Raw genomic sequence first — 12,800 nt, 5'->3', positions numbered from 1 at the left:
TCCTCACCGCCGGGCCAGGCCGGTGAAGAACCGGCGGATGTCGGCGGCGAGCACTCCGGGCGCCTGGTGCGCGGCGTAGTGGCCGCCGGAGTCGTAGGTGTTCCAGGAGACGATGTTCTCGTGGTCGCGCTCGGCGAAGCGGCGCACCGACCGGAAGTCGTCGGCGAAGCCGGCCAGCGCGATCGGCACGGTGGTCGGCCCGGTGGGCTGCTCGGCCCGCTTGTCCTCGTAGTAGAAGCGGATCGACGAGCCCGCCGTGCCGCAGAACCAGTGGATCGCGATGTTGGCCAGCACGAAGTCGTCGTCGAGCCCCTCACCCAGGAGCTGGGCCATCCAGCCGAGCAGCCCGGCCGGGGAGTCGGCGAGCGCGTGCGCGAGCGTCTGCGGGGACTGGGCCTGGAGCAGGTTGAAGGCGCCCATGTTCTCCCAGAACCACTGCAGGTGGGCCACGGCCGCCTGCTCCTCCTCGGTCAGGCCCTCGAACTCGGCCGGGTCGCCGGAGGGGAAGGAGAAGATCTGCGTGACGTGCACGCCGACCACGTGCTCGGCGTCGGACCTGCCGATCTCGGGTGAGATCAGCGAACCGCCGTCGTTGCCGACCGCGCCGTAGCGTTCGTAGCCGAGCCGGCCCATCAGCTCGGCCCACGCCCTGGCCACGCGGTTGCGGTCCCAGCCCTTGTCCCGGGTGGGCCCGGAGAAGCCGAAACCGGGGATCGACGGGATGACCAGGTGGAAGTCCTCCGACAGCGGCTCGACGACGTCGAGGTACTCCATGACCGTGCCGGGCCAGCCGTGCGTGAGGATCAGCGGCAGGGCCTCCGGGTTCGCGGAGCGGACGTGGAGGAAGTGCACGTCCTGCCCGTCGATCTCGGTGATGAACTGCGGATGGGCGTTGAGCCGGGCCTCCACGGCGCGCCAGTCGAAGCCGGTGCGCCAGTACTCGACCATCCGCTTGACGTAGTCGAGCCGGACCCCGTACGCGCCGTCCGAGCCGGGCGGTTCGTCGGTGAAGCGGGTCAGCGCCAGCCGGGCGCGCAGGTCGTCGAGGTCGGCCTGGGGGACGTCGACGTGGAAGGGGCGGATCTCGGTCATGGCTTCCTCTTCACCTCAAGGGGAACGAACCGTTCCGCTCCAGGCTATCAGAACGGAATGATTTGTTCCACTATTGTGGCGGTGAGAAAGCACGGCCGTCCGGAGACCGGCGGCGAGGCGTGATCGCCCGCTACCCCCGGGACCCTCGGAGGGTCATCCGGGTCATCCGGGTCGCCTGGCGCTCCGGCGCCGCCTGCCGAGAACGCCGTCGGCGCTCCGCTCGGAGCTCCGGCCCGCGCTCTGCCCGGGCTTGCGGGAGATGAGCGCGCTGGACAGCGTGGGATGGACGGCGAAGGCGTGGTCCAGGCCGGTGACGTGCAGCAGCCTGGCCACGGGCGGCCGGGGTGCGGCGAGGCGGACCGTGATGCCGGACGCCGTGGCGCGCTGCCGGACGTCGATCAGCACGGTCAGCCCGGAGGCGTCGCAGAACGACACCGCGGACAGGTCCAGCACCAAGAGGTCCGTGCTGTGCTGGAGCGCGTTGAGCAGGCGCCTGCGCAGCGCCGGGGCGGTGGCGACGTCGATCTCGCCGTGCAGCGCGACGACGGTGTGCGGGGGGCGGCAGGCGGCCAGCAGGCGCGCACGGGTACAGGCGTCGGCCTGGGTGGTGGTGATCATGCAGTCTCCGATCGAGAGGTTGGGCGTGCGGATTCCGGATGGGCGGCGGAACACCGCCCGTGCGCGGGTCTCCCGCTGGGAGGAGGGCGGGAACGCCGCGTCCGGCGTGCTGAGAGAAGTGGTCCGGCCGTCGTGATCGGCCCGGTCCGAATCGGTCTCGTAAGGGATCGCGGCGATTCGCCGCGGGTGCCGCCGACCGTGTCACCGGCGCGGGGAAAGCCCTTCAGTGATCACAGTCTACCTCCCGGCGGGACCGGGCGGGGGCCGGCGGCACCCGGAACGCGGAGACGCGGGTGCGGCGGGTTACAGGGTCGCGCCGACCGCCGCCTCGCCCGCCTCGTCGAGCCTGAACGTCGCGGTCCGGCCGGCGGCCGACACCTCGTACTCGCCGAGGAAGCCGTTGAAGCGGACCGTGCCCTTCTCGTCGGTGACCATCGTGGTGGGCGCCAGCCACCACTCGTCCTTGACCAGCGAGCGCAGCGCGTCGTAGGAGGGCTTCGGCGTGCCGTCGACGCGGACGAAGCCGCCCGGCGCGCCGAGCCAGCCGCCGTCCGAGATGCCCCAGTACGTCGTCGCCTCCACCGAAGGGTGGGAGAGCAGCGTCCGGTAGTGCCGGACGATCTCGTCGGCCTGGCGGGCCTCGCCTTCGGGCGTCGTCGGCCACTCCGGGATCTGGTAGTCGTTCAGGTCCTCGATCTCGGCCGGCATGATGTGGCCGGAGAGGATGGTCGTCTCGGTGAAGTGGATGGGCAGCCCGTAGCGGGCGAAGCGATCGATGATCCCGAGGGTCTTCTCCTCGCCCCAGTAGCCCTGGTGCATGTGGCTCTGCAGCCCCAGCGCGTCGATCTTCACGCCCGCCTCCAGCACGCCCTCGATCAGGCACTCGTAGGCCGAGGACATGTCGAAGTCGTTGAGCAGCAGCGTGGCGTGCGGATCGGCCTCGCGCGCCGCGTCGAAGACCATCTTGATCATGGGGATGCGCCCGATGTCGCGGCAGAGCCGGGAGATCCCGTTCTCGTACTTGTCGAAGATCGGCATGATCACGACCTCGTTGATGACGTCCCACATGCCGACCACGCCGGCGAAGTCGGTCATCTCCCGGCGGATCCGCTCCACCTGCACGCGGGCGATCTCCTCGTTCGCCAGGTCGTTCAGCCACTCTGCGCCGACGGTGTGCCAGGCCAGCGGGTGCCCCTTGACCGCGCAGCCCCGGTCGGCGAACCACTTCGCCGTCCTGAGCAGCCGCTCGGTGTCCGGCCGGCCGCGCACGGGCTCGAAACGGCCCCAGTAGAACGGGAGCGTGGCGAAGTTGAAGAGGTCGAACCAGAGGTCGGCCAGACGCTCGTCGTGGACGGCGGGCGACTCGCCCATCGATCCCGGCACCTCTCCCGGTACGGCCTGCGCCCCCTCCAGCGGCTCGCCGTTGGCGAGCGGGATGAAGTCGAAGCCGATGCAACCAAAGAGGAACTTGTGGTTCCGCTGGCGGACCACCACCTCCTGCCCGGCCAGCGGCACGCCGTCGAGGGTGACGGTGAGCGCGGTGTCCGCCGTGCGGTGCCTCCTGATCAGCGGATCGGAGACGGAAACGGGGCGATCAGGACGTGACGTCATAGGAGGTCCTCCAGTGATGCTTGAGGCAGAAATGCTATGAGAACGGACTCATCAGCCGTAAGCCCTTTCCCGCGGGTAACAACCCGGTCGGACGTTCCCGACCGGTGAGGGGCCGCCGTCTTCACCGGCCACCTCTCCAACAGGCCTCTCCAGGTGTCCCCCGGTCGCCCCTTCGGGCGGGAATGTCGCAGTTGATCACCTCAGTCCGCCCAGGATGCCTCGGCCTTCAGGCCGGGGAGGAATGGGCGTCCCGCCCGGGACGGTCCGGCGGAGCCGGGACGGCCTGCTGCACGATGTGCAGCACCTGCGCGTGCAGGGATCGGTGCTCATGTTCGGCCAACTCCTTGAGCCGTGCGTGAAGGTCGTCGGGAAGCCGCAACGTGATCTGTTTCATGTCGGCAGAATACCTGCCGGACCCCATCTCGCTGATGGTAAATTGATGGCATGTCCCGGTATCGGCTCTCCCCTACCCCCGCCCAGGAGGCGGCGCTGGCGGAGCACTGCGCGCACGCGAGGTTCGTATGGAACCTCGCCGTCGAGCAGCACGCGCACTGGAAGCCGGGCCGAAAAAGCGCGCCGGGGTTCGCCGAGCAGTGCCGCCAGCTCACCGAAGCCCGAGCGGCCTTCGGCTGGCTGGCCGCCGGGTCGATCGTCGTCCAGCAGCAGGCGCTGAAGGATTTCGCCCAGGCCATGGCGAACTTCTTCGGCGGCACCCACCGCAAGCCGACCTGGCGCAGACGCGGCCGGAGTGAGGGGTTCCGGATCGTCGCCGTCAAAGCCGACCAGGTGCGGCGCCTGTCGCGCAACACCGGCGAGGTGAAGATCCCGAAGGTCGGCTGGGTGCGGTTCCGCTGGTCGCGCGCCGTGCCCGGCGGGGTGAAGTCCTACCGGATCACCCGGGATGCGGCCGGGCGCTGGCACGTCGCGTTCGCCGCCGTCCCGAAGCCGGTGCCCGCGCCCGCAACGGGTGAGGCCGTCGGCGTGGACCGGGGCGTGGCCGCCTCGGCGGCGCTGTCGACCGGCCAACTGCTGACCGCTCCCGGACTGCGCGAGCCCGAGGCCAGGCGGCTGCTGCGGCTGCAGCGCAGGCTCGCCCGCGCCCGCCGCGGCTCCCACCGGCGGGCGAAGGTCAAGGCCGCCATCGCCCGGCTGAAAGCCCGCCAGAGCGACCGGCGCAAGGACTGGGTGGAGAAGACCTCCACCGAGCTGGCCCGCCGGTTCGACGTCATCGCCGTCGAAGACCTGAAGATCCGGAACATGACCCGGTCGGCGAAGGGCACCGTCGAGCAGCCGGGAACGAACGTCCGCCAGAAAGCAGGACTGAACCGGGCCATCCTCGCCGCCGGATGGGGGCGGCTCGTGACCCGCCTGGAGGACAAGGCTCCCGGCCGCGTCGTCAAGATCAACCCCGCGTACACGTCGCAGACCTGCAACGCCTGCGGGCACCGCGCCCCGGACAACCGCGAGAGCCAAGCGGTGTTCCGGTGCGTCGCCTGCGGGCACCGGGCCGACGCCGACGTGAACGCGGCCTGCAACCTCCGGGACACCGCCGTGGGGCGCACGGTGGCTGCGCGGGGAGGCTCGCCGTCGGGCGGGCCGGTGAACCGCGAACCTCAACGCGACCTCCTCCTTGTGGGGTAGTTGCCGTTGGAATCCCCCGTCTTCAGACGGGGGAGGACGTCAATACGCTCTCCGCACGTGAACGACAGGCAGACTCTCCCCGGCGCAGCCGTGTTCGTCGACCGGACCGGCAGGCGCAGGCGGCTTCTCAAGGCCGCCGCGCTCAACACCGGCATCGCCCACGCCTCCCACGACATCCTGATCATGGTGGACGGTGACACCATGTTCGAGCCCGCCACGATCGGGAACCTGGTCCGGCCGCTCGCCGGTCCCACCGTGGGCGCGGTCAGCGGCAACACCAAAGTGGGAAACCGAGGCGGCATGATCGCCCGCTGGCAGCACATTGAGTACGTCGGCCCGGTTCCTGCGCCGGTTTCTGCGTCGGTTCCTACGCCGGATGCACGAGCCGGTTCTCGTAGGCGAAGACCACGGCCTGCACCCGGTCGCGCAGTTCCAGTTTCGCCAGGATCCGGCCCAGATGCGTCTTGACGGTGGCCTCCGCGAGGTGCAGCTCGGCGGCGATCTCGGTGTTGGACAGGCCGCGGGCCACCTCGACGAGCACCTCCCGCTCACGGGGGGTGAGCAGCTCCAGCCGCCCGCCGTCCGGCGGGGCGCCGCCGGTGGGAAGCCCATGGGCGAAGTTCTCCAGCAGGCGCCGGGTGATCCGCGGGGAGACGACCGCGTCACCCGAGGCGATGCTCCGGATCGCCGTCAGCAGTTCCTCGGGCAGGGCGTTCTTGAGCAGGAAGCCGGACGCCCCGGCCTTCAGCCCGGCGAAGGCGTACTCGTCGAGGTCGAAGGTGGTGAGGATGAGGACCCGGGTCTGCCGGCGGTTCCGGACGATCCGGCCGGTCGCCTCGATCCCGTCGGTGCCGGGCATGCGCACGTCCATCAGGACGACGTCGGGACGGAGCCGCCGGGCGAGCCGTACGGCCTCGGCGCCGTCCCCGGCCTCGCCCACCACCTCCATGTCCGGCTGGGCGTCCAGGACCATGGTGAACGCCATGCGGAGCAGCGGCTCGTCGTCGGCGAGCAGGACGCGGATCGTCATGCGGCACCGCCTTCGACGGGGACGGGGCCGGTGCCGGGACCGGCACGGGAGGCGAGGACCGGATCGGGGCCCGCCCCTGCCCCCGTCCCGGGGGCGGGATCGGGACCTGGGACGGGATCCGAGGCGGGGCCAGGACCTGGGACGAGGTCGGCGCCGGGACCGAGGGCGAGGGTGGCGGAGACCCGCCATCCGCCGCCCGGGAGCGGGCCGGCGCCCAGGCTCCCGCCGTACGCGGCGACGCGTTCGCGCATGCCGGGGATGCCGTGTCCGGAGGACGGCCCGGAGAACGACGGCCCGGAGAACGACGGGCCGGGGAGCGGCGGGCTGGAGAGCGGCGGGCCGGGGGCGTGCCCGGCCCGGCCGTCGTCGGTGACGTCGAGGGCGACGGCCGCGGGCGAGCAATGGACCCGGACCTCGGCCCGGGTGCCGGGCGGGGCGTGCTTGAGGGTGTTGGTCAGGGCCTCCTGCACCAGGCGGTAGGCGGTGAGCTGTGCGGCGGCGGGGACGGGGGCGTGGTCGCCCGACACCCGGAGGCGGGTCGGCAGCCCGGCCGCGCGCATCCGGCCGACGAGGGCGTCCAGCTGGGCGATGCCGGGCACCGGATGGCGCAGCGCGTCCGGCTCGTCGGCCCGCAGGACGCCCAGAGAACGCCGCATGTCGGTGAGGGCCTGCCGTCCGGTGCCGGAGATCTGCCGCATGGCGGCGGTCGCGCGGTCGGGGGAGCGGTGCTGCGCGAAGACCGCGCCGTCGGCGAGCGCGACCATGACGGACAGGTTGTGGGTGACGATGTCGTGCATCTCGCGGGCGATCCGGGCGCGCTCGTCCGCCGCGGCGAGCCGGGCCCGCTGGTCGCGCTCGCGTTCCAGGCGGACCGCGCGGTCCTCCAGGGACGCGAGGTAGGCACGCCTGGTCCGCGTGTTCGTCCCGGTGGCGGCGACGGCGGCGGCCACCGCGCTCAGGAAGACGACCGAGCGGAGGAACCCGCCGTCGGGCGCGGCCCAGCGGGCGGAGGCCAGCACGATGCCGAGCTCGAGCACGGCCCAGGCCACGAGTGCGCGGAGCCGGGAGGATCGTGTGGCCACCGTGTACAGGGCGACCAGCAGCGCCACGTCGGTCAGCAGCCGGACGTCGGCGAGCCACTGCGCGAAGGCGGCGGCGGCCACCGCGCAGAACACCGTCATGGGTGCGCGCCGCCGCCACACCAGGGGGAGCGCCAGCGCCGCGTGGAGGACCAGGGGGCCGGGTGGGCCCTGGTAGACCTCACTGGTGAGTCCGGCGCTGCCGAGCAGGACCGCGGCGGCCAGCAGCACGTCGAACGCGATCGGCGGGAACCGGGCGCCTGCCCGGAGGAGGGCCCGTACCGGCCGGGCCGCGTACGGGCGGAGAACGGTGAGCCCCCACTGCACGGCCCCAACATAACCGCTCCCGCCCGGCGGTCCGAGGCCGGCCGGACCGGTCCCGGACCGGCCCGGGTCAGCCCGGAGTCGTACGCGGGCCTGCCGGGCGAGGCCCCCGGCGTGGCCCGGTCCCGCGCAGAACCGCAGGTCGGACGCGTGCCGCCCGGAGACGCGGCGGAGCGGCCCGCGGGACCGGGACGGGTCCGGGGCGGGGCCGGGAAACCCGACCGGAGGCTGACGCGCCGGACCGGCCGCACGTCCTAGCTTCATACCCCGTGGCGTACGGCCTGCGATCCGCGCAGGCCGTCCCCGGGCCGGAAGGTCGCCTGTGCGCCCTGGTCGTGCCGGGCCCGGGACGGTGGACAGTGCAGAAGGAGGAACCGATGCGTGGACGGAGAGCGGTGGCGGCCGGGGCCGCGATGGCGGCGATGCTGGCGGGCACCGTCGCGGCCGGTGCGGCGCCGGCCGCCGGAGCGGCCCGGGAGGCCGCCGGGGACCGCGCCGAGCGGGACGGCCCGGACCGGTTCCGGGGGCAGGGGATCGACTGGCACCGCTGCCGGACCGGCCCGGACGACGTGGAGGGCGGGCTGCTGGACGAGGCGAAGGCCCAGTGCGCCGAGGTCACCGTGCCGCTGGACCACCGCCACCCGGAGGGGCGGACGATCAAGGTCGCGATGTCCCGGCTGAAGGCCGCCGACCCGGCCCGCCGGAGGGGCGTCCTGTTCTACAACCCCGGCGGCCCGGGAGTGCCCGCGATGTCCCTCATCCTGCAGGTCAGGAAGGCGGCCCCCGAGGTCGCGGCCCGCTACGACCTGATCGGGATGGACCCCCGGTTCGTCGGGCGCAGCACCCCCTTCGACTGCGGTTGGCCCGTTCCCGCCGTCGGCTCCGCCGGGCCGGACCGGCGCGGCTTCGAGCGGACCGCGGCCCTGGCGAAGGACCTGGCGTCCCGCTGCGCCGTCCACCGGGACGTGCTGCCGCACGCCTCCACCCGCAACACCGCCCGGGACATGGACGTGATCCGGGCCGCCCTCGGCGAGCCCAAGCTGTCCTACCTCGGCTCGTCGTACGGCACCCAGCTCGGCATGGTCTACCTGCAGCTGTTCCCCCGCCGAGCCGACCGGGTCGTCCTCGACAGCGCGATGAACCCCGACCTGTTCGGCCCCGACCTGACCCGCACCCAGGGCCCGGCCGTGGCCGCGATGACGGAGGACTGGGCGGCCTGGGCGGCCCGCCGCCACGACCGCTACCGGCTGGGCTCCACCCCGGCCGGGGTCATGGCCACCTTGCGCCGGATCGACCGGGCCGCGGCCCGATCGCCGCTGAAGGTCGGCCGCCACCGGGTCGACTCCCGGATGCTGCCCATGATCCTGTTCAACGTCACCGCCGGGGACGGTCCGGAGGCGTACGGCTCCTTCGCCGCCGACGTCCGGGTCCTCAACGCGGCCGCCCGCGGGGCCGAGGCGGCCCCGACCCCGGTCCTGGAGGAGGTTCTGACCGGTCTGTCCTCGCCGGACGCGGGCGGGACCGCGAGCGTGCAGACCGCGATCCTCTGCGCGGACCGGGCCGCGTCCCGCGACCCCGAGACCTACTACCGCGACATCCGGGCGCACCGCGCCGCCGAACCGCTGTTCGGCGCGCTGACCCGCAACCTCACCCCCTGCTCGTTCTGGCCGACGGCCCCCGCCGAGCCCCCCACCCGGGTCCGCAACGACGTCCCGGTCCTGATGGTGGGCGCCACCGGCGATCCGGGCGCCGTCCACGCGGGCCAGCGGGCCGCGCACCGGGCCCTGGCAGGTTCCCGCCTGGTCACCCTGCGCGGCGTCTTCCGCCACACCGTGTACGGAGGACTCTTCGCCCCCCGGAACGCCTGCGTCGACGCCGCCGTCGAGCGATACCTGGTCCGGGGCGTCATGCCCGCCCGGGACGCCGTCTGCTCCGAGGCCCGGCCCCGCTGACCACCCGGGGTCGTCCGCCGCCGCGCTGCCACGCCGCCGGGCCGTCCGGTGCCGGACGACCGGTCATCCGGCACCGTGCCGACCGGTCATCCGGCACCGTGCCGACCGGTCATCCGGTGGCGGCACGCACCGGGTCGCCGGGTGGGCCGTTACGACCGGTTCCGCGGGGGCACGGTCCCTCATGCGACACCGGTTGAAGGCACCTCATGAGAAGGACGGGAAACGCCATGGACACTCCGACCCGGCCGCTGGCCGTCGTGACCGGCGCCTCCAGCGGCATCGGCTACGAGCTCGCCCGGCAGTTCGCCCGGCACGGCTTCGACCTCGTCGTCGCCGCCGAGGACGAAGGACTCATCCCGGCCGCCCGCTCCCTGGAGGAGCTGGGGGCGGCGGTCTCCAGCGTGCGCGTCGACCTCGCGCACCACGACGGCGTCGAGGAGCTCCACACCCGGATCACCGCGCCCGGCCGCCCGGTGGACGCGATCGCGATCAACGCCGGTGTCGGGGTGGGCGGAGACTTCGCCCGGGAGACCGACCTGGACGCGGAGCTGAAGCTGATCAAGCTGAACGTGATCTCGTCGGTGCACCTGGCCAAGCGGGTGCTGCCGGACATGGTCAAGCGTGGCGAGGGGCGGGTGCTGTTCACCTCCTCCATCGCCGGGACCATGCCGGGGCCGTTCCACGCGGTGTACGCCGCCTCCAAGGCCTTCCTGTACTCCTTCTCCGAGGCGATCCGGGAGGAGCTCAAGGACACCGGCGTCACCGTCACCGCCCTGCTGCCCGGCCCCACCGACACCGACTTCTTCCGCCGCGCCGGCATGGAGGACACCAAGGTGGCCACCGGCAAGAAGGACGACCCGGCCGAGGTGGCGCGACAGGGCTTCGAGGCGCTGATGTCGGGCGACGACCACGTCGTGGCCGGGTCGAAGAAGAACGTGCTGCAGAGCGTCGCGGGCAAGCTCGCGCCCGAGGCCGCCCAGGCGAAGATGGCCCGCCCGATGGCCGAGCCCGGTGGGGGGCGGGACGGGGACTCCGAGGAGCGGTAGGCGGCCACCCGGATCCACCGCCCGCGTCCCCACTCGCCGTTCGCTGCCCGTCGCCGGGATGTCCCCTTTCCGGGATATTCCCTTCCCCGGGAGGGCGGACGGGGCCGCACGGCGGGTCCGAAGGCCGCAGGACTACTCGACGATGCCGCACGGCGGGTCCGGAGAGCCGCAGGACTACTCGACGATGCCGGCCCGGAACGCGGCGATGGCCAGCTGCACGCGGTTGGTGGCGGAGAGCTTGTCGAACAGGCGGGTGACGTGGCTCTTGACCGTCGCCTCGCTCATGTGCAGCCGGGCGGCGATCTCGGCGTTGGCGTGGCCGAGACCGATCTCGACCAGTACCTGCCGTTCCCGTTCGGTCAGGTCGCGGAGCCGGGCGAGCGCGTCCCGGCGGCGGCGCGTGCGGTCCTCGGCGGTGAGGCGGTCGATGAGCTGCCGGGTGACGCCGGGGGAGAGCATCGAGTCGCCCGCGGCGGCGAGCCGTACGGCGCGCAGGAGGTCGTGCGGCGGGGTGTCCTTGAGCAGGAAGCCCGTCGCCCCCGCCTCCAGGGCGCGGAAGACGGTGTCGTCGGCGTCGAAGGTGGTCAGCACGATCACCGCCGGCGGGCGAGGGCGGGCGCGGATCGCCGCGGTCGCGGCCAGCCCGTCGAGGCCGGGCATGCGGACGTCCATGAGGACCACGTCCGGCCGGTCGCGGGCGACCGCGTCGACCGCGGCCCGCCCGTCGGCGGCGTCTCCGATCACGGTCATGTCGTCGGCCGTTTCGAGGATCATGCGCAGGCCGACCCGGACGAGGGCCTCGTCGTCCACGAGCAGGACGGAGATCACGACGCGTACCTCCCCGTCGTCCCGCTCGCGTCCGTCATCCCGGTCATCTCCGTCGCCCCGCCGGCCGGGACCCCTTCGCGGACCCCGTGGTCGAGGTGGGGGAGTACGGCGCGCAGCCGCCAGCCGCCGCCCTCCTCGAGTCCGACCGGGCCGCCGTGCAGGGTCCCGCCCACCAGCCGGACCCGTTCGGCCAGTCCGACCAGTCCGGAGCCCGACCCGGGCAGGTCGGCCGGTGCGCCGCTCGCCGGAGGGTTGTCCACGGCGACGGTCACGGCGCCGACGCCGTCGCGGTCCACCGAGACGGTGACCGGCGCGTCCGGCGCGTGCTTGTGGGCGTTGGTCAGTCCTTCCTGGACGACGCGGTAGACGACCCGGGCCGTGACCGGCGGCAGCGGTCCCGCCCGGTCGTGCAGCTCGACCCGCTGCCCGGCCCGCTCCGAAGCCCGGACCAGCGATGACAGGTCGGCGAACGGCTCGCCGTCGTATCCGTCGTATCCGTCGTATCCGGCGTGTTCGCCGTATTCACCGTGTCCTTCATGTCCTTCATGTCCCTCGTACCCACCGGAGGCGCCCGCGTCCGGCGGGTGCGCCGCGTGCCGCGTGCCGGGCGGGACCGGTCGGTGCGGGGCGTCCGGCAGGCCCGGCTCGGCCCGGAGCACGCCGAGCACGTAGCGCAGCTCCTGAAGCGCCTCACGGGCGGTGACGCGGATGAGCGCCGCCCCCTCCTCGATCCGGGGGGAGCCCCCGCCCGCGGCTAGTTCCAGCGCACCCGCGTGCAGGGCGATGAGCGACACCTTGTGGGCCAGCACGTCGTGCATCTCCCGCGCGATCCGGGTGCGTTCGGCGGAGCGGGCCTGTTCGTCACGGAGCCGCCGCTCGGCCTCGGCGCTCTCGGCCCGTTCGCGCCAGGACTCGGCCAGCGCCCGCCGGGTGGCGACGTGCAGGCCCAGGGCCGTCACCAGCGCGGCCGCGGCGGCCGCCTGGACCACACCGTCCACCGTCAACCGGCCCTCGTCGATCCACGACCAACCGGCGAAGCCCGCCCAGCCGGCGACCGCGAGCGCCCAGACCTGCCGGCGGGGGGCGTACGCGGCCCCGGAGTACAGGCCGACGATCAGGGGCGCAGGGTTGCCCGACAGCGCGTACGCCGCCGCTCCCGCCACGGTCGCCGCCTGCGGCCACCGCCTGCGCCACCACTGCGCCAGGCTGCCCGGCACGCCCGCCCCCACGATCACCGGCCACGGCAGCGCCGACCAGTGCGCCTTCGCCGCGAGGCCGGTGAGGGCCAGGCACACCAGCACCACGGCCGCGTCCACGACCCGCCGCCCGGCGAACCGGTCCCGCCACCGAACCGTCAGTCCCATGGCCCGAAGCCTAGGCGCCGGACCGCGGCTCCCCCATCCCCCCGCCGTCGCCGCGTCCGGCCGTCCCGCTCCGACTTTCGTCGCCGGGTCCGGACCCCCGGCTCCGACTTTCGTCGGAGGACGGTCCCGCTCGCGGGGCGATGCGGACCGCGTCCCCGCGGCGCGACGCTGTACGGCATCCCCGGCGGGACCGCTGTCCGAGGTCCGGGCCGGAC

12 protein-coding genes are annotated in these 12,800 nt (G+C 73.5%); 4 read left to right on the top strand and 8 right to left on the bottom strand.

Going from position 1 to position 12,800, the window contains the following annotated elements; all coding sequences use genetic code 11:
- Nucleotides 1-3: 3 nt before the first annotated feature.
- The 4 genes from HS048_RS02915 to HS048_RS02900 form a co-directional block, all read right to left on the bottom strand.
- Nucleotides 4-1,092, bottom strand: coding sequence for an epoxide hydrolase family protein (locus HS048_RS02915; protein WP_196466077.1), 1,089 nt, complete (start codon nucleotides 1,090-1,092; stop codon nucleotides 4-6).
- Nucleotides 1,093-1,254: 162 nt separating this feature from the next.
- Nucleotides 1,255-1,710, bottom strand: a complete 456-nt coding sequence (locus HS048_RS02910; RefSeq protein ID WP_196466076.1) for an STAS domain-containing protein — start codon at nucleotides 1,708-1,710, stop codon at nucleotides 1,255-1,257.
- A gap of 303 nt (nucleotides 1,711-2,013) precedes the next feature.
- Nucleotides 2,014-3,321 (bottom strand): endo-1,4-beta-xylanase, encoded by a 1,308-nt coding sequence (locus HS048_RS02905; RefSeq protein WP_196466075.1) that lies wholly within the window; start codon nucleotides 3,319-3,321, stop codon nucleotides 2,014-2,016.
- A gap of 226 nt (nucleotides 3,322-3,547) precedes the next feature.
- Nucleotides 3,548-3,715 carry an Arc family DNA-binding protein gene (locus tag HS048_RS02900; RefSeq protein WP_196466074.1) on the bottom strand — a complete coding sequence of 56 codons (168 nt, stop codon included), beginning with the start codon at nucleotides 3,713-3,715 and terminating at the stop codon, nucleotides 3,548-3,550.
- A 50-nt stretch (nucleotides 3,716-3,765) separates the two neighbouring features.
- Here HS048_RS02900 and HS048_RS02895 point away from each other — a divergent pair, with 50 nt between their 5' ends.
- Nucleotides 3,766-4,962, top strand: coding sequence for an RNA-guided endonuclease TnpB family protein (locus tag HS048_RS02895; protein WP_196466073.1), 1,197 nt, complete (start codon nucleotides 3,766-3,768; stop codon nucleotides 4,960-4,962).
- Between the two features lie 57 nt (nucleotides 4,963-5,019).
- Nucleotides 5,020-5,430 carry a glycosyltransferase gene (locus HS048_RS36705; RefSeq protein WP_307832347.1) on the top strand — a complete coding sequence of 137 codons (411 nt, stop codon included), beginning with the start codon at nucleotides 5,020-5,022 and terminating at the stop codon, nucleotides 5,428-5,430.
- Here the strand turns inward: HS048_RS36705 and HS048_RS02885 are convergent.
- Together HS048_RS02885 and HS048_RS02880 are read right to left on the bottom strand one after the other, a co-directional pair.
- Entirely contained in the window at nucleotides 5,330-5,992 is a 663-nt protein-coding gene (locus tag HS048_RS02885) for a response regulator transcription factor (protein WP_191898488.1), read from the bottom strand. The two genes, HS048_RS36705 and HS048_RS02885, sit on opposite strands and share 101 nt — an antisense overlap.
- Nucleotides 5,989-7,398 (bottom strand): histidine kinase, encoded by a 1,410-nt coding sequence (locus tag HS048_RS02880; protein WP_307832346.1) that lies wholly within the window; start codon nucleotides 7,396-7,398, stop codon nucleotides 5,989-5,991. The genes HS048_RS02885 and HS048_RS02880 overlap by 4 nt, the downstream gene beginning before the upstream one ends.
- A 374-nt stretch (nucleotides 7,399-7,772) precedes the next feature.
- Between HS048_RS02880 and HS048_RS02875 the strand changes: the two genes are divergently transcribed.
- Together HS048_RS02875 and HS048_RS02870 are read left to right on the top strand one after the other, a co-directional pair.
- On the top strand, nucleotides 7,773-9,347 hold the full coding sequence (locus tag HS048_RS02875) for an alpha/beta hydrolase (RefSeq protein WP_196466071.1): 1,575 nt from the start codon (nucleotides 7,773-7,775) through the stop codon (nucleotides 9,345-9,347).
- A gap of 227 nt (nucleotides 9,348-9,574) precedes the next feature.
- The gene (locus HS048_RS02870) at nucleotides 9,575-10,393 is read left to right on the top strand and encodes an SDR family oxidoreductase (RefSeq protein ID WP_196466070.1); all 819 of its coding nucleotides are present in this window, start codon (nucleotides 9,575-9,577) and stop codon (nucleotides 10,391-10,393) included.
- Between the two features lie 174 nt (nucleotides 10,394-10,567).
- Here HS048_RS02870 and HS048_RS02865 read toward each other — a convergent pair whose 3' ends face one another.
- Together HS048_RS02865 and HS048_RS02860 are read right to left on the bottom strand one after the other, a co-directional pair.
- Complete coding sequence (locus tag HS048_RS02865) at nucleotides 10,568-11,221, bottom strand: response regulator transcription factor (protein WP_084008928.1); 654 nt, start codon at nucleotides 11,219-11,221, stop codon at nucleotides 10,568-10,570.
- On the bottom strand, nucleotides 11,218-12,585 hold the full coding sequence (locus tag HS048_RS02860; RefSeq protein WP_196466069.1) for a sensor histidine kinase: 1,368 nt from the start codon (nucleotides 12,583-12,585) through the stop codon (nucleotides 11,218-11,220). The genes HS048_RS02865 and HS048_RS02860 overlap by 4 nt, the downstream gene beginning before the upstream one ends.
- Nucleotides 12,586-12,800: the final 215 nt, after the last annotated feature.

This window comes from Planomonospora sp. ID91781 (genome assembly GCF_015711595.1).
Taxonomy (GTDB): Bacteria; Actinomycetota; Actinomycetes; order Streptosporangiales; family Streptosporangiaceae; genus Planomonospora; species Planomonospora parontospora.
The sequence above is the reverse complement of the archived record's forward strand: the minus strand, read 5'-3'. Positions and strand labels throughout refer to the sequence as shown.

Coding starts and splice junctions, on each gene's coding strand:
- HS048_RS02915 (WP_196466077.1), bottom strand. CDS start 1,092: ATGACCGAGATCCGCCCCTTCCACGTCGACGTCCCCCAGGCCGACCTC.
- HS048_RS02910 (WP_196466076.1), bottom strand. CDS start 1,710: ATGATCACCACCACCCAGGCCGACGCCTGTACCCGTGCGCGCCTGCTG.
- HS048_RS02905 (WP_196466075.1), bottom strand. CDS start 3,321: ATGACGTCACGTCCTGATCGCCCCGTTTCCGTCTCCGATCCGCTGATC.
- HS048_RS02900 (WP_196466074.1), bottom strand. CDS start 3,715: ATGAAACAGATCACGTTGCGGCTTCCCGACGACCTTCACGCACGGCTC.
- HS048_RS02895 (WP_196466073.1), top strand. CDS start 3,766: ATGTCCCGGTATCGGCTCTCCCCTACCCCCGCCCAGGAGGCGGCGCTG.
- HS048_RS02885 (WP_191898488.1), bottom strand. CDS start 5,992: ATGACGATCCGCGTCCTGCTCGCCGACGACGAGCCGCTGCTCCGCATG.
- HS048_RS02875 (WP_196466071.1), top strand. CDS start 7,773: ATGCGTGGACGGAGAGCGGTGGCGGCCGGGGCCGCGATGGCGGCGATG.
- HS048_RS02870 (WP_196466070.1), top strand. CDS start 9,575: ATGGACACTCCGACCCGGCCGCTGGCCGTCGTGACCGGCGCCTCCAGC.
- HS048_RS02860 (WP_196466069.1), bottom strand. CDS start 12,585: ATGGGACTGACGGTTCGGTGGCGGGACCGGTTCGCCGGGCGGCGGGTC.